Consider the following 20,944-nt stretch of genomic DNA (forward strand, 5'->3'; position numbering starts at 1 on the left):
CTTTTTCCGGCCCGGGTGTCGCGCGTGTCAGGCCGGCGTGTCAGGCCCGGGTCCCGGCGGGGGCCGGCGGGTCGTGGTGGAGGGGGGCCGCCGTGTCGGCGCCCCGCTCGTCGGGTTCGGCGAGGCGTTCCGCCGAGGCGTATGCGGCGCGTTCCCGGGCGGTCGGGGAGAGCGCCACGAAGGCCGAGGTGATGAAGAGGTAGGAGCCGAGGCCGACCGCGAGGGGGAAGATGAACTGCATCGCCGACGCCCCCGGGAGGGCGGCCGCCGAGGGGGTGACCTCGACCTCGACGGCGAACATCCCGGTGTAGTGCATGCTGCTGACCGCCGCGCCCATGACCAGCGACGCGACCGCGACCGCCGCCGGGGCGTGGATGTGGAGGGCCGCCCACAGCGCCGCCGTCGCGGCGACGACGGCGATGCCGACGGAGAGCGCGACGAGCAGCGGGTCGTACCGCACCTGTCCGTGCAGTCGCAGCGCCGCCATGCCCATGTAGTGCATGCTCGCGACGCCCACGCCGGTGGTGAGTCCGCCGACGAGGAGGGAGCGGATCCGGTCGCGGCCGTAGCCGACGGCGAAGACGCCGACACCGACGACGGCCATGGCGATCAGCAGGCTGAGGATGGTCAGCGGCACGTCGTAGCGGATGTCGGTGCCGGTGGCGCCGAAGCCGAGCATCGCGACGAAGTGCATCGTCCAGATGCCGGTGCCGATCGCGGACGCGGCGGTGAGCAGCCAGTTGCGCCGCGACCGGCCGGTGGCGTCGAGCGCTCGTACGGTGCAGCGCAGCCCGAGGGCGGCGCCGGTGCAGGCCATCGCGTACGACAGCACGGGGGTCAGCCAGCCGAAGGTGGCGTGGTCCAGGTGTCCCATGACCCAGGGACGCTAGTGCGCACAACGGGGCGCATCAGGGGCGCATTTCGAAACCTGATGGAATATGACAACGAGATGTTCCAGAACGATCGTGCCGCGCTCGAACGTGCGCGCAAGACGTTCACCCCTGGGACTGAACACGCCCGTGGGGGATCATGGACGCATGAGCGACGACCCCACGCGTGTCCAGGAATTCTTCGGCAGCCGCGCCGCCGGCTGGGACTCCCGGTTCCCCGACGACGGGCCCGCCTACGCCTCCGCCGTCGCCGACCTCCGCCTGCGCCCGGGCGACGCCGTGCTCGACGCGGGCTGCGGCACCGGGCGGGCGCTCCCCGCGCTGCGCCAGGCGGTCGGCGCCGCGGGAACGGTCCTGGGGGCGGACCTGACCCCCGAGATGCTCGCCGAGGCGGTCCGAGCGGGGCGCGACGGCGCGGCGGCGCTGCTGCTCACGGACGTGGCCCGGCTGCCGCTGCGCGACGGGGCGCTCGACGCGGTCTTCGGAGCCGGCTTGATCTCCCATCTGGCGCGTCCTGCCGAAGACCTGGCGGAGCTGGCCCGTGCCGTGCGACCCGGCGGCCGCCTCGCCCTCTTCCACCCCATCGGCCGGGCCGCCCTCGCGGCCCGCCACGGACGGCGGATCACGGAGGACGACCTGCGCGCCGAGCGGAACCTCCGTCCGCTCCTCGCCGGCGCCGGCTGGCGGCTCACCGAGTACGTGGACCGGGACGACCGCTACCTGGCGCTCGCCGTACGGGAGGGATGACCACCCCCGAGACGGCCCAGGGGCCGGGGCGGCCGGAAGCGGCGCCCTTCTGCGCCGGCGCCGTGGTGGCTACGGTGGAGGTTCCGGGCAGCCCTGCCCGGGGGAAGGCGGCAGGCCGTGGCCCGTATATCCGCGATTCTTCGCGGCATCCTGCCCGCCGCCCGCCGGGCGGCACAGACCCCGCACCCGCCGGCGCCCACTCCCGCGCACGGGCGGCGGCACAACGTCTTCGAGGCCGCCTCCGAATACGTCGTCGGCTGCGTCGAGGACGATCCGCGGCGGGCCGAGGAGGCGTCGGGCTGGGTCTCGCCCGAGGCGCTCTCCTTCGGCGTCAACGAACTGGCCTGCCGGGCGGTGATCGCGCTCGCCCGTGAGCGGGACGAGTCCCCGCAGACCGTGGCCCGTGCGCTCCTCGGGCTGCCGGACCGCTGACCGGCCCCCGCGCGAGCGCCGGCCTCTCGCCGCGCGACGGACCGCCCCTCGCCCTGCCGTCGCCCGCCCCGCGCCGCGCGACGAACCCGCCCCTCGTCGCACGAGCGCCCGCCCCTCGCCCCGCAGTTGCCCACCCGTCCCCGCTGACGGAGGACTCCGGCACCCCGCCGTCGCCCGTCTCCTCGCCCGTGAGGTTCCCCGGAGACCCTCGACGTGTGGGTTACCCACTGGTTAAGGTGCGCCGACGACCAGATGGGGAGGCTGCCGTGGCCGTTACGGACCCTGCCGCCGGCGACACCGTCGACGGCACCGACGACGACGCGCTGTACGTACTGACGGCGGTGCTGCTCACGCCCGCCCGGTTCCCCAGCGTGCTCGGCGACGACTACCCGGCGGCGTGCGCGGCGCTGGGCCTGGAGCCGTACGCCGAGGGGTACGGGCTCGTGCTCGGCCAGGACGGCGAGGGCGCCCGGTGGACCGTGGTGGTCGACGACGTGTCGCTGGTCGCGGTCGCGATCGCCTCCTGGGACTGCGGGATGGCGTACGACCTCTCGCCCGACGAGCGCTCGGTCGTGGCCGCGCTCCCCGGCTGGCCGCTCGCCGTGGCCACCGCCGCGCCCGATCTGCCCGCGCCGCACGACCCGGAGCCGGAGGAGGGCGACCGCGCCCCCCTGACCCCACCGTCCGCCGAGGTCTGGGGCCCGGCGCAGCGCCGTCTCGGCGCCGACGAGGTGGCCCTGCAGTGGGCGGCCTGGCGTGACCAGATGGACGACGCGGACGAAGCGGACGAGGCGGAACCCGGGGAGACGGACGGCGTAGGGACGGACGGCGGCGCGGTGACGGGTGGCGTGGCAGCCGACCGGGAGGCGCCGACGGGCGGCGCCGAGGGCGGGAACGCCGACGCGCCCGCGGGCCCCTCCACCGGTGTCCGGCGCGCCCTCGCCGAGCTGCGCGGCTACGTGACGGACCCGCCGCCGGTGGGCCGGGTGCGGTCGAGCTTCGCGACCGGCGGGGCGCGGATGCTGCGCGCCGACGGACCCGGCTGGTCGCTGGTCGCCCGCACGGACGACATGGCCTTCGTCCTGCTGGACGACGCACCGCGCGAGGTCCTTCCGGTCACCCGCGGCCCCGAGCTGCCGGGCCTCCTGGAGGCCCTGGACGCGATGGCGGTACGTCCTTCCTGACGCACGGACCGACCGGGGAACCTGGGCAGAGATCAGCCGGGTTCGCCTCTGCCGATGGTCAGGTGCGCGGGGAGGGGCGGAAGCAGGCGTAGCCGGATGGTGACCTGGCGGATCGGGCGGCGGGGCCGCGAGCGCGTGGCCCCCCGCACAGCCAGAACCGCCGGATCGGCTCGGCCGGCAGGTCGTCGAAGCGGGCCGCGAACCCTCGGGCGGCGCGATGCCCGCCAGAACCCACACGACCCCGCGGCCCGAGGTGTGGTCCGGACCCATGGCCCGCTCAGTCGGCCCCCCGCACGATGTGGCGGCGCACCCCCTTCCCGTCGTCCCACCGGAGGCCGTCCATGCGCCCGATCCGAGGCGTCCCGCTGCTCGCCGCGCTCCTGGTGGGGGTGACCGCCGTCGGACCCGCCGCGCCCGCCGGCGCCGACACCGGCTCCCCCGCCGTCCCGCTCGCCGCCTGCGCCCACCAGGACCGGCTCAAGGTGCCCGGCGCCGCCCACCAGGAGACCGCCTGCCTGCCGGACCTGACCACGGCCGGCCTGGCGGGTACGCCGTACACCGACACGGCCGACCAAGCCGGCCTCGCCGCGAAGGGCACCGTGAACCCCTCCGGCGTCCCCGGCATCCAGATCGACGGCTACTTCCCCGACGACTCCCGGCTCAACGCCACCCACGGTTGGGCGCACGACTCCCAGTTCGTGATCCGGCTGCCCGCCCGCTGGAACGGCGGCCTGGTCGTCACCGGTGCGCCCGGCACCCGCCGTCAGTACTCCACCGACGCGCTGATCTCCGACCACGTCCTCGCCCAGGGCTTCGCCTACGCCGCCACCGACAAGGGCAACACCGGGCCGGACTTCTTCACCGACGGGCGGAAGCCGGGCGACGCGGTCGCCGAGTGGAACCACCGGGTGACCGAGCTGACCAAGGCCGCCGGGAAGGCCGTCCGGCAGCGGTACGGCCGCGCTCCCGAGCACACATACATCACGGGTATCTCGAACGCCGGCTATCTGACCCGCTGGCAGCTGGAGAACCACCCCGAGCTGTACGACGGAGGGCTGGACTGGGAGGGCGTGCTCTGGACCGCCCGCGGGCCGAACCTGCTGACCACCCTGCCCGTGACCGTGGCCCGCTCCTTCGGCCGCGCCTCCGACGACGACCTCGTCGACGCGGGGTTCGCGCCCGGCTCCCGCTTCCTGTGGCCGTACCACGAGAAGGCGTACTGGGGGCTGACCCAGAAGATCTTCCGGGCCGAGTTCGACCCGACGTACGATCCGCACTGCCCGGGCGGGACGGCCGGTACGACCGTCGAGGAGATCCTCGCGCCGTGCGCCTCCGACGCCGCCTACGACTACGCCGCACGGCCGCGTTCGGTCCACCGGGCGGTCGCCGGGATCGCGCTGACGGGCCGGATCGGCAAGCCGCTGATCACCCTGCACGGCGATCTCGACGCGCTGCTGCCGATCGCGGCCGACTCGGAGGTCTACGCGCGGATGATCGACGACCGGGGCCGGGGCGGTTCGCACCGCTTCTACACGATCGAGGACGGCACCCACACCGACGGCCTCTACGACACGCACACGGGCCAGCTGCGGCCGATCCTGCCCTGCTACCGCTCGGCGTTCGCGGCGCTGCGGCGCTGGGTCGAACGGGACGTGGCGCCACCCGCGGACCGGACGGTCGCCCGGCCGGCGTCGGGCGACGTCGTCAACACCTGCGCGCCGGATGGGCTCGGCGGGCCGAGCTGAGGCTTCCGACGTCCTGCAGGGGGCAGGCAGTCCGGCCCCGGGGGGCGGGGGGAAGCCGAGGCTTCAGTCTCCGCCGGGGGGGGCGGTACGGGCCGAGCGGCGAGCCGGGGCTCAGACCTTCTCCAGGGCAGTACGGACCCACAGCCGGAGCCGGGACTCAGACGTTCTCCAGGGCGATCGGACCGACCGGCGGAGCGAGGACTCAGACCTTCTCCAGGGGGCGGTGCGGCCCGGCCGGCAGCTCGACGGCGATCGGGTCGCCGGGCCGGACCACCCCACCGGTCAGGACGACCGCCATGATCCCGGCCTTGCGGACGAGTCGCCCCTCCTCGTCGCGGCCGAGCACCTGCTTGAGCAGCCCGTGCCGGAAGCCGTCGATCTGGGCGCACGGATTGCGCAGGCCGGTGACCTCCACGACGGCCTCGGCGCCGAGGCGGAGGCGGGCGCCGGTCGGCAGGCCGAGGAGGTCGATCCCCCGGGTGGTGATGTTCTCGCCGAGGGCGCCCGGCGGGACGTCGAAGCCGGAACCGGCGACCTCGTCGAGGAGTTCGGCGTGGATCAGGTGCACCTGGCGCAGGTTCGGCACGGTCGGGTCCTTGGCCATCCGCGAGCGGTGCTTGACCGTGACGCCCGCATGGACGTCGCCCTCCACGCCGAGGCCGGCGAGCAGGGTGACGCTCTCCCGGTTCGGCTTGGTGAACGCGTACACGCCGTTGCTGCTGACGGTCAGGACCGTCCCGCCCACCGTGTCGCTCGCGCCCATGGTGGCCTCCCTCTCTCCGGCTGCTGATCGCCTCCGACCCTATGCGGGCCCGTACGGGTGCCCCCGGGAGGGACGGTCAGCGGCGCAGCTCCTTGCGGGAGATCCGGCGCAGCCGGCGCCGCTGGCCCGGGTCGAGCGCCAGATAGGCCACGGCGGGGACGCCGAGGACCACGAGGAGCGACATCCAGAACCCGATGAGGGGCATCAGGAGCAGGCCCACGGCCACTCCCCCGATCACTACCTTCGTACGTGTCGTCATGATCGTCGTCCCGTCTCTTCAGTCGTGGCCGCTGCGCCTGAGCGCTCAGGCCGCCGTACGGAGCGGCTCGCCGACCTCGTGCAGATGGCCGAGCGCCTGCCGGTAGGACTCGACGAATCCCGTCTCCGTGTAGGGGATACCCAGTGTGCGGCAGTGGGCACGCACGGCGGGCTGGGCGAGCCGGAGATGCGGCCGCGGCATGCTCGGGAAGAGGTGGTGCTCGATCTGGTAGTTGAGTCCGCCGAGGAACCAGTCGGTGAGGGCGCCGCCCCGGATGTTGCGGGAGGTGAGCACCTGGCGGCGCAGATGGCCCCAGCTGTCGCCGTCCGGGTGGGCGTCGGGCATCTCCATGCCCTTGTGGTTGGGGGCGAAGGCCAGGCCCAGGTGGAGGCCGAGGAGCATCTGGTGGATCAGGGCGAAGAGCAGCGCCTGGCCGAGGGTGAGGGTGGAGAGCAGCAGGGCCGCGTAGCCGATGACGTGGGCGAGGAGCAGGGCGCCTTCGACGAGCCGTTCGCGCCGCGTCCTGAAGGGCCCGTCCTTGGAGAACAGCGCCTGGAATCCGTACACCTTGAGGGCGATGCCCTCCAGGGTGGTCAGCGGGAAGAACAGCCAGGCCTGGTGGCGGGTGAGCCAGCCGCGCAGACCCGCGCGGCCCTCGGTCTGGTGCTGGGCGAAGACGAGGATGTCGGCGGCGACATCCGGATCCTTGTCGAGGTGGTTGGGGTTGGCGTGGTGGCGGTTGTGCTTGTCGTTCCACCACTCCTGGCTCATGCCGAGCAGCAGGTCGGCGTGGACGAGCTGGATCAGCCGGCCCAGGCGGCGGTCGGCGGTGATCTGTGCGTGCCCCGCGTCGTGTCCGACGAAGGCGATCCGGGCGGAGAGCAGGGCCAGGGGTACGGCGAGCAGGAGCGCCCACCAGGAGGGGCCGATCAGGAACAGGCCGGTCACCACGGCGGCGAGGCCTAGGAGGTTGACCGCGATGCCCCGGGCGTACCAGCCGGGTCTGCGCTCGAGCAGGCCCTGCCCCCTGACGGTGCGCAGCAGCGGGGCGAAGTCACTGCCGGCGCTTCTGGCGCCGGTTCCGGGGGCGCTGGCCGAGGCGGGTTCGGTCGCCGAGGCGGGTTCGGTGGCCGAGGCGGGTTCGGTGGCCGGGACTGCGCTCCGATCGGGCGCCGTGAGCGTGGCGGTGGCCTGGGGCATGGCGGTCTCCGGGGTCCGTGGGCGTGGGCCCGGGCGCGGTCCGCCCGGCTCCTTCGAACCTACGGATCGGGGATCGCCCACGGCCATGACGGCATCCCCCGGGGCCTCCGGGGGGTGCCCCGGGGACGAGGGTGGGGCTGGCTCCACCCCCGCCCCCCGAAGGCACATCGGGCTGCTGTGCGCGACGCCGGGCCGGCGCCGCCACGCGTGACGCAGGTCACGGGGCTCTCCCGCACGGCGGGCCTCCACTTCGGGTACCCTCGGCCGCTCGGCCCCCGCTAGTCAAATTTGAGGAATGCGTTGTCGCTGTCGTCAGCACCCGATGATCTCGCCCGCCGCTCCGCCGTCTTCCTGCCCTCCGACCCGCCCCGAACCGGCCGCATCGCCTTCTACGCACCCGAGCTCACCGCACCCGAGCTCTCCTTGCCCGAGTTCTCCGCACTCGACGACCCCGCACCCGATGTCCCCGCACCCGAGGGAGGTGCACGGGAAGGCCGGGAGCCGGGCGGAGAGGTCCCCGGCGAGGCGGCCCCCGGGCCCGCCGCCGGGCCGACGCACGCGACGGCGACCGCACCCGCCCCCGTAACGGCGGATACGACCGCGGCGGCGGACCTGACCGTGGTGGCCGACGACCTCCGTCCGCGGACCGTGCCCGCGTCGGTTCTTCCCGTACGGGACGCCCTGCCGCTCCTCACCCGTGCCCGCTTCTCCGGGACGGCGTCGTCCGCGTCCGCGTTCTGGGGCGCCGCCACCCTTCTCGCCCTGGAGTGGGTGGCGCGGGGGCTGCTCCTGCCCGGCCTGACCGGCAGCGACCGGGACGCCTGGCGTGCGGGGCCGCTCGGCCCCGAGGAGGTCGCCGCGCTGCGGACGCTCGCGGCCTCCATGCCGCCGTCCGCCCACGCCGTACCCCTCCCGGAAGCGGGCGCCGACGGTGATCCGCTCCTGCCCGAACCGGAGCTGCTGCTGCGGGAGTTCGTGGACGCGGTCGTGGACGGGCTGCCGCGCACGTCGGCCGCGCCGATCGCGGCGGGGGGTCCGGCCTTCGCCGCCGACGAACCGCAGGCGCTGCCCGAGCTGGGGGCCTCGGCGGCGGGCGGGGCCGTAGGTCACGACACAGGGGTGTGTCTCTCCCTGCGCGTCGAACTGCCGGGGCTCACCGACCTGGAGGCGCCCGCCTTCCGGGCCGTCCTGCAGATGCACAGTGCCACCGACCCCACGCTGGTGGCGGACGCGGCCGAGGTGTGGGCCGGGGCCGGCCCGACCGGGGCGGCGTTCGGGCCCCGCGCCCGGATGGACGCGCTGCTCGCCCTGCGCCGCGCGGCCCGCGCCTGGGCCCCGCTGACCCCGCTGCTCTCGGCGGCCGTCCCGGACGCGGTGGAGCTGGCCGACGAGGAGGTCACCGAGCTCCTCGGCCCGGCGGCACACGCGCTTCAGGCGACCGGCGTCCGCGTCCACTGGCCTCGCGAGCTGGCCCACCGCCTCACCGCGCGAGCGGTGATCGGCCCCGGGGGCGAGTGGTCGGGGACGGACACGACACGGGTGCCGGGAGCGGACCGTACGCCGCACGGAACCGGCTCGCACACCGACACCGACACCGGCGCCGGGACGGGGACGGGGACGGGGACGGGTTTCGACGTCGCGCGTTCCTCCGCGCTGCCCTCGCTCCTCTCCGCCGACTCCCTCTTCACCTTCGACTGGCGTTTCGCCGTGGGCGACCAAGAACTCACCCGCGCGGAGCTGGACCGTCTCGCGGAAGCCGGCCGCCCCCTGGTCCGGCTGCGGGACCAGTGGGTGCTGATCGACCCTGCCGAACTGCGCCGCGCCCGCGCCTCCATGGGCCGCGAGCTCAGCCCCGTCGACGCGCTCGGGGCCGCGCTCACCGGCACCGCCGAGGTCGACGGCCGGCGCGTCGAGGTCCAGGCGACCGGCGGGCTGGAGCGGCTGCGCGCCCGCCTCGCCGACCCGGAAGGCGGGCCCCGGGAGATCGCCCAGCCGGCCGCCCTCGCCGCGACGCTGCGCGACTACCAGCTCCGCGGGCTCGACTGGCTGCACCGCATGACCTCGCTGGGCCTCGGCGGCTGCCTCGCCGACGACATGGGCCTCGGAAAGACGATCACCGTCATCGCGCTCCACCTCCACCGGCAGACCGACCCCTCGACCGTCGGGCCGACCCTCGTGGTCTGCCCGACGTCCCTGATGGGCAACTGGCAGCGGGAGATCGAGAAGTTCGCGCCGGGCACGCCCGTACGCCGCTTCCACGGGACGGCGCGCGATCTGGCGGACCTGCCCGAGGACGGGTTCGTCCTCACCACGTACGGCACCATGCGGCTGGACACCGACACGCTCGTCGGCCGGGTGTGGGGCATGGTCGTCGCGGACGAGGCCCAGCACGTGAAGAACCCGTACTCCGCCACGGCCCGTCAGCTCCGTACCCTGAAGGCGAAGGCGCGCGTCGCCCTGTCCGGCACCCCGGTCGAGAACAACCTCTCCGAGCTGTGGGCCATCCTCGACTGGACGACGCCGGGGCTCCTCGGCCGGCTCGGCACCTTCCGCTCCCGCTACGCCTCGGCCGTCGAGGGCGGCGAGGACCCGGCCGCCGCCGCCCGGCTCGCGGCCCTGATCCGGCCGTTCCTGCTGCGCCGCCGCAAGTCGGACCCGGGCATCGCGCCCGAGCTGCCGCCGAAGACCGAGACCGACCGTGCCGTCTCCCTGACGAAGGAACAGGCCGGGCTCTACGAGGCGGTGGTACGCGAGACCATGGCGGCGATCGCCGGGGCCGACGGCATGGAGCGCCGCGGGCTCGTGATGAAGCTGCTCACCTCTCTCAAGCAGATCTGCAACCACCCCGCCCAGTATCTGAAGGAGGAGCGGCCCCTGATCGAGGGCCGGTCGGGGAAGCTGGACCTCCTCGACGAACTCCTCGACACGATCCTCGCGGAGGACACCGGTGTGCTGGTCTTCACCCAGTACGTGCAGATGGCACGGCTGCTCGAACGGCACCTGGCGGAGCGGGGCGTGCCGACGCGGTTCCTGCACGGCGGCACCCCGATCGCCGAGCGCGAGGCGATGGTCGCCGGCTTCCAGAACGGCGAGGTGCCCGTCTTCCTCCTCTCGCTGAAGGCGGCGGGCACCGGGCTCAATCTGACGAGGGCCGGTCATGTCGTCCACTACGACCGGTGGTGGAACCCGGCCGTGGAGGCGCAGGCCACCGACCGCGCCTACCGCATCGGACAGACCCAGCCGGTCCAGGTCCACCGGCTGATCGCGGAGGGCACGATCGAGGACCGGATCGCCGACATGCTCGTCCGCAAACGGGCGTTGGCCGACGCCGTGCTCGGATCGGGGGGCGAGGCCGCACTCACCGAGCTGACCGACGCCGAGCTGGCGGACTTGGTGGAGCTGCGCACGGAAGGGCACGGACGATGAGCGGATACGAGAACCGGGGCGAGGAGCGGACCTTCGCGGTGCTGCCGGCCGCTCGCGGCGCGGCCTTCGCCCGGACCTGGTGGGGCCGGGCGTGGCTGCAGGCGCTGGAGGACACCGCGCTCGACAACGAGCAGCTGAAGCGGGGGCGGCGGCACGCGCGCGAGGGCGCGGTGGGGGCGGTGTCGGTACGGCCCGGCAGGATCACGGCCGTCGTGAAGGACCGTGACGGCACCGCGTACCGCAGCGATGTGCTGCTGCGGGAGCTGTCGCCGGACGAGTGGGACCGGCTCCTCGACCTGGCCGTGGACAGTGCCGGGCACATCGCGGCCCTGCTCGACCGCGAGATGCCGCCGCACCTGGTGGAGGACGCGGCGGCCGCGGGGCTCGAACTGCTGCCGGGGATCGGCGATCTCGACCCCGAGTGCGGGTGCGAGGCCTGGGACCACTGTCCGCATACGACCGCGCTCTGCTATCAGATGGCGCGGCTGCTCGACGAGGACCCGTTCGTGCTGCTGCTGATGCGGGGGCGAGGGGAGCGGGCGCTCCTCGGGGAGCTGCAGGAGCGCAGCGCGTCCCGGGCCGCGTCAGCCGCGTCCTCCTCGCCGATGGAGCGGGAGGCCGTCGTCGCGGGGGTGTCGGCGCGGGAGGCGTTCGCCGCACGGGACATCCTGCCGCCGCTGCCCGCTCCCCCGGCGCTGCCCTCGGCGCCGGGCGAGCCGCCGTCCCTGGACCCGGAGACGAGCCTGGAGCCCGGCCTCGCCCCGGCGGCGCTGCAGTTCCTTGCGGCGGACGCGGCTGCCCGAGCCCACCGGATGCTGGCGGAGGCGCTCGCCCAGGCCGACGAGGGGGAATGCGATACGACGGTCGTGCAGTACACGCCCGCCCCGTAGCCCTCGCGGTGTGCGCAGCGCTCCGGACGAGGGCTCGGCAGCGCTCCGGACGCGGTCGCCGTCCGTTCGGTTACCGGCGGCCTCCCGCCCCTTGCGCTTGAAGTCGAACCCCAGGTGGGGTGGCCGAAGCCAAGGCGTAAATGATCCCAGTCTGGGTGTTTTCATCCCTTTGCATCGGTTAGGCGCTGGGGGACCCCGATAGGAAGCAGGAGGGAACATGATCACCCGAGAGCAGATCCCCGCCGTGCTCGACCACCCGGTGTACGACGCCGAGGGGCACAAGATCGGTGAGGCCAAGCACGTCTTCCTCGACGACGCGACCGGTCTCCCGGAGTGGGTCAGCGTCAAGACCGGCCTGTTCGGCTCCCGTGAGTCCTTCGTCCCGATCAAGGATGCCGCCGTGATCGAGGATCATCTGGAGGTCCCGTACCCCAAGGACAGGATCAAGGACGCACCGAACATCGACGTCGACGCCGATGGCCACTTGTCCGAGGGTGAGGAGCGGCGGCTCTACCAGCACTACGGCATCAACTGGGACGACGCCTGGCAGCGGGCCAATCAGCCGGGTGAGGGCGGTTGGGCTCACGGGGGGATGAGCGGGGACACGGGCGACGAGATGCGCGGCGAGACGGACAGGTCCCGCTCGGGCGACGAGGCGATGACCCGCTCCGAGGAGGAGATGCACGTCGGGACCGAACGCCGTGAGGTGGGCCGGGCACGACTGCGCAAGTACGTGGTCACCGAGGAGGTCCAGCAGACGATCCCGGTGCGTCACGAAGAGGTCCGCGTGGTACGCGAGCCCATCACCGACGCCAACCGCGACCAGGCTATGTCCGGCCCCGAGATCTCCGAGGCCGAGCACGAGGTCACCCTCCATGAGGAGCGGCCCGTTGTGGAGACCCGGGCCGTGCCGGTCGAGCGGGTCAGCCTCAGCCCGGAGGAGGTCACGGAGGAGGAGACGGTCGTCGGCGAGGTCCGCAAGGAGCACATCGACATCGAGGGCGAAGAAGACCCCGACAGGCGGGAGCGCTGACCTCCGTTGAGCGGTGCCCGCGCTCTCACCCTTTCAGGGTGGGGGCGCGGTGCGGAGGCCGGACCCGCCGCGCCGCCGCGCCGCCGACGAAAGGAGTGCCTACCTGAAGGCCGCCGGACGGGAGGGCCCGCTCAGGTCGACCCCAGGCAACCGGTGCGCCGCTCTCCAGATGACAGCCCCCAGTCAGCCGGGCATGGCGCACATTGACCTGCCGACAGACGGAGCCATCCAGCAGTCCCTGCCCCTCGCCACGCCGGAGCAGCTGAACGTCGGCTTCGGAATTCCTCCGGCTGGCAGTCCCTAAGGCCGCGCCGGCCGGCACACTCCGACTCATCAGCAGGGCGCCGAGGGGGAGATGCACCGCCGTGACATGCGGGATGCCCAACACCACCCGGACTGAGGCGAGGACGAGACAGTTGGAGGCGTGCCGGATAGGACGGAGCGAGGCACCGCCCGGCTTCGCCCCCACCGCGGCGAACACTGAGCGTTTTCGGCTTCGCCACTTCAGGGTGACGCCGTGGCCCTCGCTTGAGTCCTGGAAACGAAACTCCTCGGCCTGCCCTGCGCTTCAGGGCGGAAGATGATCGCGGGGAGGGATGGAACGCATGCTCGAAGTACCATCCCTGCAAGGTTCTCCGGCCGGTACTGCCCGACCTCCGCAGTGGCGTAGTCGGACGGAGATATCCCTGCAGAGAGGGCAGAGGGCAGAGGGCGATGAGTGTGGCTGAGAGTTGGTCGCGTGTGATGAGTCTTCTTCGGGAGCACGCGCCGGCCGATCGCGCGGATCTGCCGGGGCCCGCTACGGAGGAGATGCTCGTGGCAGCCGAGGAACGGATGGGGATCTTCCTTCATGGGGACCTGCGGACGTGGCTGTTGCAGAACAATCTGGATCTGCCGGAGGAAGACGTCGACGACGAAGTGCAATGTTGCGGCTTCGACGGGTTTCCAGACGAGGGAAGCTTCTTTCTGGGCATCCGGGCGATGGAGAGGCTCTACGCGAACCGCTCCACGTCCTGCGGATTCGATCCTCCGGACCAGCCGGACTATCCGTTCTGGCGTAATGAGTGGATCCCGTTCTTGTCCGACCGGGACGGCTGGATGGGAAAGTTCGTCGATGTGAGGGACGGGCGCGTCGGCAGATGGTTCGTGGGTGAGCCCACGGTCACAGGCGAGTACGAATCGATGGCCCAGTATTTCGACTCCGTGGCGGAGATGCTGACGAGGATCGCCGATGGAGGTTACCCGGTCTGTCGGTTCGCCGAAGGTCGACTTGTCTGGTCGTGAGACGGTTCCCGACTGGATGACGGCCACTGCCAATCCGTCCTCACCCTGGAACGGCAATGAGATGCATCAGCGTTGACGTTTCAGGGTGATGGCGGCTGCGGCGATGACGGTCATCCGGTTGGGGCTGCAGCGGGCCCGGCGAAGGATCTGCCAGGACTTGAGTCGCGCGATGCTTCGTTCGACCGGCGCTCGCGTGCCGTTGACAGGGCTCGGTTAGGCCGTTTCGTTCGGATCACATGCCGTCGGTGCCGGTCGCATCCGTGTACACCGGACCACGGTGAGAGCTGCGGTCCGTGCTGTGACGGAAAGGCCATCTGGGCGCTGTTCCCACCACAACACCTCCTGGCCAGGCAGCTCACGTATGCGTAGGTGGTCGGTCCGGTGCAGACGAAACCATTTGACGGCATCGAGAGAATGTGTGGCATGGGTACAGACATAAGCGGCTTCCTCGAGTACCGGGCGCCGCAGGACGATCAGGAACCGATCTGGTACTGCGCATACGACCTCGACTCTCTCAACGATGTCCGTAACTACGACGCGTTCGGGTGTCTCTTCGGGGTCCGCAACTACGCGAACTTCCGTCCCGTGGCCGCAGGCCGGGGGTTTCCCATCGATGCCTCTGCCACTGTGAGTGCACGGTTCGCCCAGCTGACCGAGTGGTACGGCGAGGACGGCTTTCACGGCACCACGTGGATCACGTGGGCCGAGGTGAAGGCCGTCGACTGGGACGAGCCTGCAGAGAAGCCCGACAGTCGGCTGCACCAATACCGCCAGACGCCGAACGGGCTCCGGATGACGGGCAAGGCCTCCTGGAGTAGCGCGTTCGCCGCGTCTGTCGGTCTCAAAGCCGGTGAGATTCGGGAGTGGCCCGAAGGAAGTGAGTGGCTCGTCGGAGACACGCTCTACAGATCCGTCACCATCTGTCGCAGAGATGCCGTCACCGAAACCGGCGAGTGGCAACCCGTCTGGGAAGCCATGAAAGCACTCGCAGCACAGCATGGTGACGACAACGTGCGTCTCGTTGTGTGGTTCGACGACTGAGCAGGCCACTGCCACCGTGCATCGCCGCTGGACGCCCCTTCCGAAGCATCTACAGCCCAGTTCGGCGTCGCTACCGACGCCAGCGAGCGCGCGTCCTCTGATCACGCCGCCTGGGCTTTCGGCGCCCTGGGCCTCGAAGACGGCGGAACATCGCTTCTCTTCTACCGGTCTGCTGGTGGCCCGTTTGACACCTTCTCAGCCGACGTAGCCCTGACAAGAACAGATGAGGGACCCGCCCGCAGGAAGCGGCACCCGGTCGCTTCCTGGAGTTTGCCCCCAGCATTGAGACCTACCGCAGTCGTTCACATGCCCCGCATACGACCAGCGATGGCGCTCCCGTCTCCCTGGACGTTGGCGATCATCGTGCGCAGTACCTTGAGTGCGGCCACGTACTCCTCGTCACTGATGTCCCTGTGGACCTCCGCCCGGAGCTCTGTGGCCAGCCCGCGCAGCCGGGCCCTGGCAGCCTCGCCGGCATCGGTGAGGTGCAGGTTCTGGTCAGCGTCGATCCGTAGCCAGCCTCGGTGCAGCAACTGGTCGATGACCCGAGGAATCTCGTGCTGCCCGCCCGCGAGAGGGGTCAGCTGGACAATCACCTCTTAACGGCTGGGTGCCGTGGACCCGCCGGTTACCCGGTTGAGTACCCAGTACTGCGGCTGGGTGACGTCGATCCTGGCCATGGCGTCACGCAGACGCCGGGTCACTGCCTCGTGGACAAGGCCCGCCCAATAGCCGATGGGCTGGCTGGCCAACATGCCGTCTGTGGCGGCCGGATCAGCCGGCGCCTGGTCAGTGATGCTGCCGCTGGACGGTTTCATGATCGCGACGCTACACCGCCCCCGTGCACGTGGGCACTGTCGAACCTTGGATCTCTGCGTCAAGCGCTGCGCGGTCTGGCCGGGCGCACTGCAGGGCTCGTCATGGAGACCAATCCACCCTGTCTTGCCCATAGTTCGTACCCCTCGGTGCAGACGAAAGGGCCGCCTGGAGCAGCCGCGACCCTCCCCTGCCGGGCACCGTCAGGAGGGATCGCCTCGGGACACGGTCACGAGACCCTCGCGCATGACCTGCGCGGCCGTAGGCTGCCGGCGTGTTCAGCGTGGAACTGCTGCCGGACAGGGAGACCGAGCGGGTCGTACGGGCCGTATGGCAGCACCTTGCGGACAGGGGGCTGCCCAGCCAAGCGGGCCACCGGCATGAGACGAACCGGCCCCACTTGACCCTGGGCGCGGCCGATCACCTGCCGCCGGGGGCGCGCGCCCGGCTGCTGCACGTACTGGCAGGGGCCCTGCCCGTTCCGCTGTGCCTCGATGGACTGGTTCGTTTCTCCGGCCGCGTGCAGGTCCTGGCTTGGGCCGTCCGGCCCGACGACGCCCTGCTGGCTCTGCACGAGACGGTGTGGCGGGTCCTGCGCGACGCGCCGGACAGCGGAAGGCCCAACCCTCTCCTGGACCCGGCTCGCTGGGTCCCCCACATCACGCTCGGGCGCGGGCGCGACGCCGTGTGGGCCGTGTCTGCCGAGGAGCTGCTCTCCCCCACCGCCGGCACGCCGCCGTGTGCCGTGACCGGGGAGTGGGCCTCCGCCCGGTACTACGACTCGCTCACCCGTACCGTCGGACACCTGGGCCCCTGACGTGGGGCGGCGCGGTCGGATGCGCGACCCGTCTGCGCATCGGGTGTGCACGCGGCTGCCCCGCCGCGAAGCGTGGCGCAACGGGACGAGCGGGCGGTCGCCCGCGTTGCCGCGTACCTACGACACGGACGGCCAGGCTTCACCCCCGCGCCTGATCGCTCACTCTGCGGTGGTGTCCGGTCACGCCCGGGTATGACGATGGGGACGTGGCGGATCCCACGGTTCAGACGTCCGTGTCTGTCAGACCTCCCGCCTACCCTGGATGCATGCCCCAGAGACCCACGCACAGAGAGCGCCCCGGACCGACTGCCCTCAACAACGCGATTCGCGGCCTGTGGGCCCGCGCGCACGGGGAGCAGCGGTCGCTCACCTCCGATGAGCAGCGGATCTACCAGGCTCTCGTCAGAGCCTGGACCAAGGCGATGGACACCGAGCAGCAGCTCGCGGCTTAAGGTCCGGCCCGTGGCATTCCTCACAGGGCCCCGCGCACGGCCGTCGTCGTCCCGGGCCACCTCCCGGACGCGAACGCGAAGCTCGGCGCGGCGTCCGCGGTGACCGCCAGCGGGTGACCTAAAGCGCTGGTGTCGACACCGGTGCCGTCCTGGTCGGTGATGCCGGCCGCCCCCGCTCGGTCCTACCCCGCAGGCGCGGTCCCCGCGCCTCGTCGGGTGAAGGTGACGTTCAAGACAGCAGGTGAACGCGGACAGGGACGGCCGCGTCGGATCGCCCGCCCGTCGATCACACGCTCTCTCCCCGACGGGAGAAGGCACCTCCGGCAGCCGCCAGGACTGCCGCTTCCGCGGCCCGTTCCGGGAGTTGTGGGTCGGGATCGGCACGCAGGAGCACCAGTTGGTGGTAGAGCGGCGCCGTAGCGGCGATCAGCAGGCTCCGCGCGTCCGTGTGCCCTGCGGGGAGTTCGCCTCGCTCGATGGCGCGCTCGACGAGGATCTCGCACTGGGCGTAGCGGTCCGTCCACAGCTGCGTCTGGGCCCGCGCAGCTTGTTCGGAGTGGAACGAGGCGGCCATGAGGGCGATGGCGAACGACGGCTGTAGGACCAGGGACTCCTGGATCTCGTGGTTGAGGGCCGTCAGATCGCCGTGCAGGGAGCCGGTGTCCGGCGGCTGCCAGTCGATCTCGCCGGCGGCGCCGATGACGTCGACGAGCAGGCCGCCGACATCGCGCCAGCGCCGGTAGACCGTGGCTCTGTGCACTCCGGCCCGCGCCGCGACACCCTCCACCGTGAGTCCTTCGTGACCGCCTTCGGCGAGTTCGGCGCGCACCGCATCAAGGACCTGGGCGCGGACGCGGGCGCTGCGACCACCCGGACGGCGGTCCGGCGTCGTTTCCAGTGAGTCTGTCATCGGCAGTCAGTATCCGGTTGATCAAGACGGCAGGGCTGTGCCAGCATCTTAACGCGACAGTCGTCGCTCTACGTTTCCGGGAGAGGAACCGCCTCCACGATGCCGCCCGTCCCTGCCGACCCCACCGTGCTCCACCCGATGCCCGAGCACCCGCGCGTGGTTCTGCTCAAGCCGTTGGTGCAGTCGCCGCTGATCGAGGTCGGTGACTTCACCTACTACGACGATCCCGATGATCCGACCGCGTTCGAGACGCGCAACGTCCTGTACCACTACGGTCCCGAGCGGCTTGTGATCGGCAAGTACTGCGCGCTGGGGACGGGCACCCGTTTCATCATGAACGGCGCCAACCACCGCATGGACGGCCCTTCCACCTTCCCGTTCCCCACCATGGGGGGCTCCTGGGCGGAGCACTTCGACCTGATCACCGGTCTGTCCAGCCGTGGGGACACGGTCGTCGGCAACGACGTGTGGTTCGGCCACGGCGCCACGGTCATGCCCGGTGTACGCATCGGTCACGGCGCCATCGTCGCCGCCGGAGCGGTGGTCACCGGCGACGTCCCCGACTACGGCATCGTCGGCGGCAACCCGGCCCGGCTCATCCGTACCCGCTACGACGCCGCGCACATCGCCCGGCTCCTCGCCGTGGCGTGGTGGGACTGGCCGTTGCGGCACATCACCAGGCACGTACGGACGATCATGTCCGGCACCGTCGCCGAGATGGAGGAGGCCGCCGCGGAAATCGATCAGGCCTGACACCGCGTCCTCGCCACACCGCCCGGCACGGGTCCCGTGCCAGAAACGAGTGATCGCCCGTGTCTTCTCGCCCCGCCCACATCGCGATGGTCGGCATCCCCATCGTCAGTCATGTTTTGCCCAGCCTCGCACTCATCCGCGAGCTGGTGGCCCGCGGGCACCGGGTCACCTACGCCAACGACCCGTTCGTGGCCGACCGGATCGAGTCCGCCGGCGCGGAGCTGGTGCCCTGCACCTCCACGCTGCCCGTCGCGGACAACGACTGGCCTGCCGATCCCATCGCCGCGGCAAGCCTCTTCCTGGACAACGCCGTCCAAGCGCTCCCCCAACTACGAGCCGCCTACGACGACGATCCGGCCGACCTGTATCTGTACGACATCGGTGCCTATGCCGCGCGCGCCCTCGCCGAGGCGCAGGGCCGTACCCTCGTGCAGCTGTCCCCGACGTTCGTCAGCTGGGACGGCTACCAGGAGGAAGTCGCGGCGCAGCTGCGGAAGCTGCCGGGCGCCGACGCGTACCGGGACAGGTTCGCGCGGTGGCTCGCCGGGTGCGGGGCGAGCACCACGGACGTGGACACGTTCTCGGGCCCACCCGCCCGTGCCCTCGCCCTGATCCCGCGAGCGATGCAGCCGCACGCCGACCGAGTCGACGCCGACACGGTGACCTTCGTCGGCCCCTGCTTCGACACCCGAGCGGACACGGACGGCTGGACCCGCCCGACGGCCGCGGACAACGTCCTGCTGATCTCGCTCGGTTCGGCGTACACGCGCCGGCCCGCGTTCTACCGCCAGTGCATCGCCGCCTTCGGCGACCTGCCCGGCTGGCACGTCGTACTCCAGATCGGCACGTACACCGACCCCGAGGAACTCGGCACCATCCCGCCCAACGTCGAGGTGCACTCCTGGGTCCCGCAGCGGGCGGTCCTGGAAAGGGCCGACGCCTTCGTCACCCATGCCGGCATGGGCGGCTGCGGCGAAGGGCTCCTCGCCGGCGTTCCCATGATCGCCGTGCCGCAGGGGGCCGAGCAGTTCATGAACGCCGACCGACTCGTGGAACTCGGCGTCGCCCGCCGGGTGGACACCGCCGACGCCACCGCCGAGACCCTCCGCGCGGCCCTGAACGACCTGGTCACAGATCCGGAACGCCTGGACCGATCCGCGCAGTTGCAGGCCGCCGCCCGGGCCGAGGGCGGCACCTCACGCGCTGCTGACCTCATCGAGGACATCCTGGCCGCCAACGAGGACCTCGCGCCCTGACAGCTCCTCCAGTCAGCCGAGCAAGTGTTCCGGGCCCTTCCGGCCCGGCCGCGGACGTGGGCCACTGACCTGCCCGCCACAGCGGCAGTGATCAAAGAGGCCCCCGGGCCATGCGACGCCGATCATGGGCCGATCATGCCCCGGACCTCCGGAAGCCGGGCGGCGAGCGGCGGGGTAGCGGCGGGCCAGGGGCGGGGTGGCCGGCCGGAGCCCCGGGGGCTTCAGCCCTGCGCTTGCGCCGGCGTCGGCAGCGTCGGCAGCGTGAGGATTTCGGCCCCGTCCTCGGTGATGGCGATCGTGTGCTCGCTGTGTGCCGCTCGACAGCCCGTCGCGCTTCGGAGCGTCCAGCCATCGGCGTCGACGACCAGTTCGGCGGTGTCGGCCATGACCCACGGCTCCAGCGCCAGCAGCAGTCCGGGGCGGAGTTTGTAGCCGCGGCCGGATCGCCCGGTGTTCGCGACGTGCGGGTCCTGGTGCATCGTCGATCCGATGCCGTGCCCTCCGAACTCGGTGTTGATCTTGTATCCGGCCTGCCCGAGGACGGTGCCGATGGCGTGCGAGATGTCGCCGATGCGGGCTTCGGGGCCGGCGGCGGCGATCCCCGCGGCCAGTGCGCGTTCGGTCGCCTTGATCATCGCGATGCTCTCCGAGGGCTGCGCGTCGCCTACGACGAAGCTGATGGCGGCATCGGCTGCGACTCCCCGCCGGGAGACGGCAAGGTCGAGTGTCAGCAGGTCACCGTCGGCGAGCGTGTAGTCGTAGGGGCGTCCGTGGAGCACCGCATCGTTGACGGCCGTGCAGATGTAGTGGCCGAACGGGCCGCGCCCGAAGGACGGCGCGTAGTCGACGTAGCAGGACGAAGCCCCCGCATCGACGATCATGGTCTTGGCCCACCGGTCGATGTCCAGGAGGTTCGCGCCGACCGTGCTCCGGCCCTTCAGTGTGTGCAGGATGTCTGCGACCAGAGCGCCCGCGTCTCGCGCCCGGGCCAGCTGGGCGGGGTTCAGAATCTCGATCATGTGCCGCTTCTCTCCATGGAACCAATA

The 20,944-nt window shown here is 71.9% G+C and carries 18 protein-coding genes and 3 pseudogenes; 13 read left to right on the forward strand and 8 right to left on the reverse strand.

The features are described 5' to 3' along the window. Positions 1-40 precede the first annotated feature (40 nt). Positions 41-874, reverse strand: coding sequence for an MHYT domain-containing protein (locus ACFZBD_RS01595; RefSeq protein ID WP_391133536.1), 834 nt, complete (start codon positions 872-874; stop codon positions 41-43). A 163-nt stretch (positions 875-1,037) separates the two neighbouring features. Between ACFZBD_RS01595 and ACFZBD_RS01600 the strand changes: the two genes are divergently transcribed. The 4 genes from ACFZBD_RS01600 to ACFZBD_RS01615 all read left to right on the forward strand — a co-directional run bounded on the left by ACFZBD_RS01600 (position 1,038) and on the right by ACFZBD_RS01615 (position 4,998). Next, positions 1,038-1,637, forward strand: a complete 600-nt coding sequence (locus ACFZBD_RS01600) for a methyltransferase domain-containing protein (protein ID WP_391133539.1) — start codon at positions 1,038-1,040, stop codon at positions 1,635-1,637. Between the two features lie 150 nt (positions 1,638-1,787). Further along, a complete protein-coding gene (locus ACFZBD_RS01605; RefSeq protein WP_391135860.1) occupies positions 1,788-2,069 on the forward strand; it encodes a hypothetical protein in 282 nt (93 codons plus the stop codon). Between the two features lie 266 nt (positions 2,070-2,335). Then, positions 2,336-3,253, forward strand: a complete 918-nt coding sequence (locus ACFZBD_RS01610; RefSeq protein ID WP_391133542.1) for a hypothetical protein — start codon at positions 2,336-2,338, stop codon at positions 3,251-3,253. 341 nt (positions 3,254-3,594) lie between these two features. Further along, positions 3,595-4,998 (forward strand): tannase/feruloyl esterase family alpha/beta hydrolase, encoded by a 1,404-nt coding sequence (locus ACFZBD_RS01615; RefSeq protein WP_391133545.1) that lies wholly within the window; start codon positions 3,595-3,597, stop codon positions 4,996-4,998. Positions 4,999-5,200: 202 nt separating this feature from the next. On the opposite strand, the gene ACFZBD_RS01620 is transcribed toward ACFZBD_RS01615, so the two are convergent. The 3 genes from ACFZBD_RS01620 to ACFZBD_RS01630 form a co-directional block, all read right to left on the reverse strand. Continuing rightward, positions 5,201-5,761, reverse strand: a complete 561-nt coding sequence (locus ACFZBD_RS01620; protein WP_391133548.1) for an MOSC domain-containing protein — start codon at positions 5,759-5,761, stop codon at positions 5,201-5,203. 76 nt (positions 5,762-5,837) lie between these two features. Further along, a complete protein-coding gene (locus ACFZBD_RS01625; RefSeq protein ID WP_391133551.1) occupies positions 5,838-6,020 on the reverse strand; it encodes a hypothetical protein in 183 nt (60 codons plus the stop codon). Between the two features lie 45 nt (positions 6,021-6,065). Beyond that, positions 6,066-7,220 (reverse strand): fatty acid desaturase, encoded by a 1,155-nt coding sequence (locus tag ACFZBD_RS01630; RefSeq protein ID WP_391133553.1) that lies wholly within the window; start codon positions 7,218-7,220, stop codon positions 6,066-6,068. 300 nt (positions 7,221-7,520) lie between these two features. On the opposite strand from ACFZBD_RS01630, the gene ACFZBD_RS01635 reads away from it, so the two are divergent. From ACFZBD_RS01635 to ACFZBD_RS01650, 4 genes and pseudogenes are all read left to right on the forward strand, one after another. Next, the gene (locus tag ACFZBD_RS01635) at positions 7,521-10,646 is read left to right on the forward strand and encodes an SNF2-related protein (RefSeq protein ID WP_391133555.1); all 3,126 of its coding nucleotides are present in this window, start codon (positions 7,521-7,523) and stop codon (positions 10,644-10,646) included. Beyond that, positions 10,643-11,497 (forward strand): annotated as a pseudogene (locus ACFZBD_RS01640) (SWF or SNF family helicase); the annotation flags it as partial. The gene ACFZBD_RS01635 and the pseudogene ACFZBD_RS01640, both read left to right, overlap by 4 nt. A gap of 256 nt (positions 11,498-11,753) precedes the next feature. Continuing rightward, the gene (locus ACFZBD_RS01645) at positions 11,754-12,569 is read left to right on the forward strand and encodes a DUF2382 domain-containing protein (RefSeq protein ID WP_391133558.1); all 816 of its coding nucleotides are present in this window, start codon (positions 11,754-11,756) and stop codon (positions 12,567-12,569) included. Between the two features lie 744 nt (positions 12,570-13,313). Then, on the forward strand, positions 13,314-13,853 hold the full coding sequence (locus tag ACFZBD_RS01650) for an SMI1/KNR4 family protein (RefSeq protein WP_391135863.1): 540 nt from the start codon (positions 13,314-13,316) through the stop codon (positions 13,851-13,853). A gap of 66 nt (positions 13,854-13,919) precedes the next feature. On the opposite strand, the pseudogene ACFZBD_RS01655 reads toward ACFZBD_RS01650, so the two are convergent. Beyond that, positions 13,920-14,045: pseudogene (locus ACFZBD_RS01655) on the reverse strand (IS5/IS1182 family transposase); the annotation flags it as partial. Positions 14,046-14,276: 231 nt separating this feature from the next. Here ACFZBD_RS01655 and ACFZBD_RS01660 point away from each other — a divergent pair. Beyond that, the gene (locus ACFZBD_RS01660) at positions 14,277-14,894 is read left to right on the forward strand and encodes a hypothetical protein (RefSeq protein ID WP_391133561.1); all 618 of its coding nucleotides are present in this window, start codon (positions 14,277-14,279) and stop codon (positions 14,892-14,894) included. 302 nt (positions 14,895-15,196) lie between these two features. Here the strand turns inward: ACFZBD_RS01660 and ACFZBD_RS01665 are convergent. Continuing rightward, positions 15,197-15,712, reverse strand: a pseudogene (locus ACFZBD_RS01665) (MarR family winged helix-turn-helix transcriptional regulator). A gap of 272 nt (positions 15,713-15,984) precedes the next feature. Here ACFZBD_RS01665 and ACFZBD_RS01670 point away from each other — a divergent pair. Continuing rightward, positions 15,985-16,527 carry a 2'-5' RNA ligase family protein gene (locus ACFZBD_RS01670; protein ID WP_391133564.1) on the forward strand — a complete coding sequence of 181 codons (543 nt, stop codon included), beginning with the start codon at positions 15,985-15,987 and terminating at the stop codon, positions 16,525-16,527. A gap of 266 nt (positions 16,528-16,793) precedes the next feature. Further along, positions 16,794-16,979: a hypothetical protein gene (locus ACFZBD_RS01675; RefSeq protein ID WP_391133567.1), complete on the forward strand. Its 186-nt coding sequence runs from the start codon at positions 16,794-16,796 to the stop codon at positions 16,977-16,979. A 286-nt stretch (positions 16,980-17,265) separates the two neighbouring features. On the opposite strand, the gene ACFZBD_RS01680 is transcribed toward ACFZBD_RS01675, so the two are convergent. Further along, the gene (locus ACFZBD_RS01680; RefSeq protein WP_391133570.1) at positions 17,266-17,889 is read right to left on the reverse strand and encodes a TetR/AcrR family transcriptional regulator C-terminal ligand-binding domain-containing protein; all 624 of its coding nucleotides are present in this window, start codon (positions 17,887-17,889) and stop codon (positions 17,266-17,268) included. A 99-nt stretch (positions 17,890-17,988) separates the two neighbouring features. Here ACFZBD_RS01680 and ACFZBD_RS01685 point away from each other — a divergent pair, with 99 nt between their 5' ends. Together ACFZBD_RS01685 and ACFZBD_RS01690 are read left to right on the forward strand one after the other, a co-directional pair. Beyond that, complete coding sequence (locus ACFZBD_RS01685) at positions 17,989-18,642, forward strand: CatB-related O-acetyltransferase (RefSeq protein WP_391133574.1); 654 nt, start codon at positions 17,989-17,991, stop codon at positions 18,640-18,642. Between the two features lie 86 nt (positions 18,643-18,728). After that, positions 18,729-19,898, forward strand: coding sequence for a macrolide family glycosyltransferase (locus tag ACFZBD_RS01690; RefSeq protein ID WP_391135866.1), 1,170 nt, complete (start codon positions 18,729-18,731; stop codon positions 19,896-19,898). 221 nt (positions 19,899-20,119) lie between these two features. On the opposite strand, the gene map is transcribed toward ACFZBD_RS01690, so the two are convergent. Beyond that, entirely contained in the window at positions 20,120-20,917 is a 798-nt protein-coding gene (map, locus tag ACFZBD_RS01695) for a type I methionyl aminopeptidase (protein ID WP_391133577.1), read from the reverse strand. Between the last annotated feature and the right edge of the window lie 27 nt (positions 20,918-20,944).

The sequence above is a fragment of the Streptomyces sp. NPDC008121 genome, from assembly GCF_042957155.1.
Taxonomy (GTDB): Bacteria; Actinomycetota; Actinomycetes; order Streptomycetales; family Streptomycetaceae; genus Streptomyces.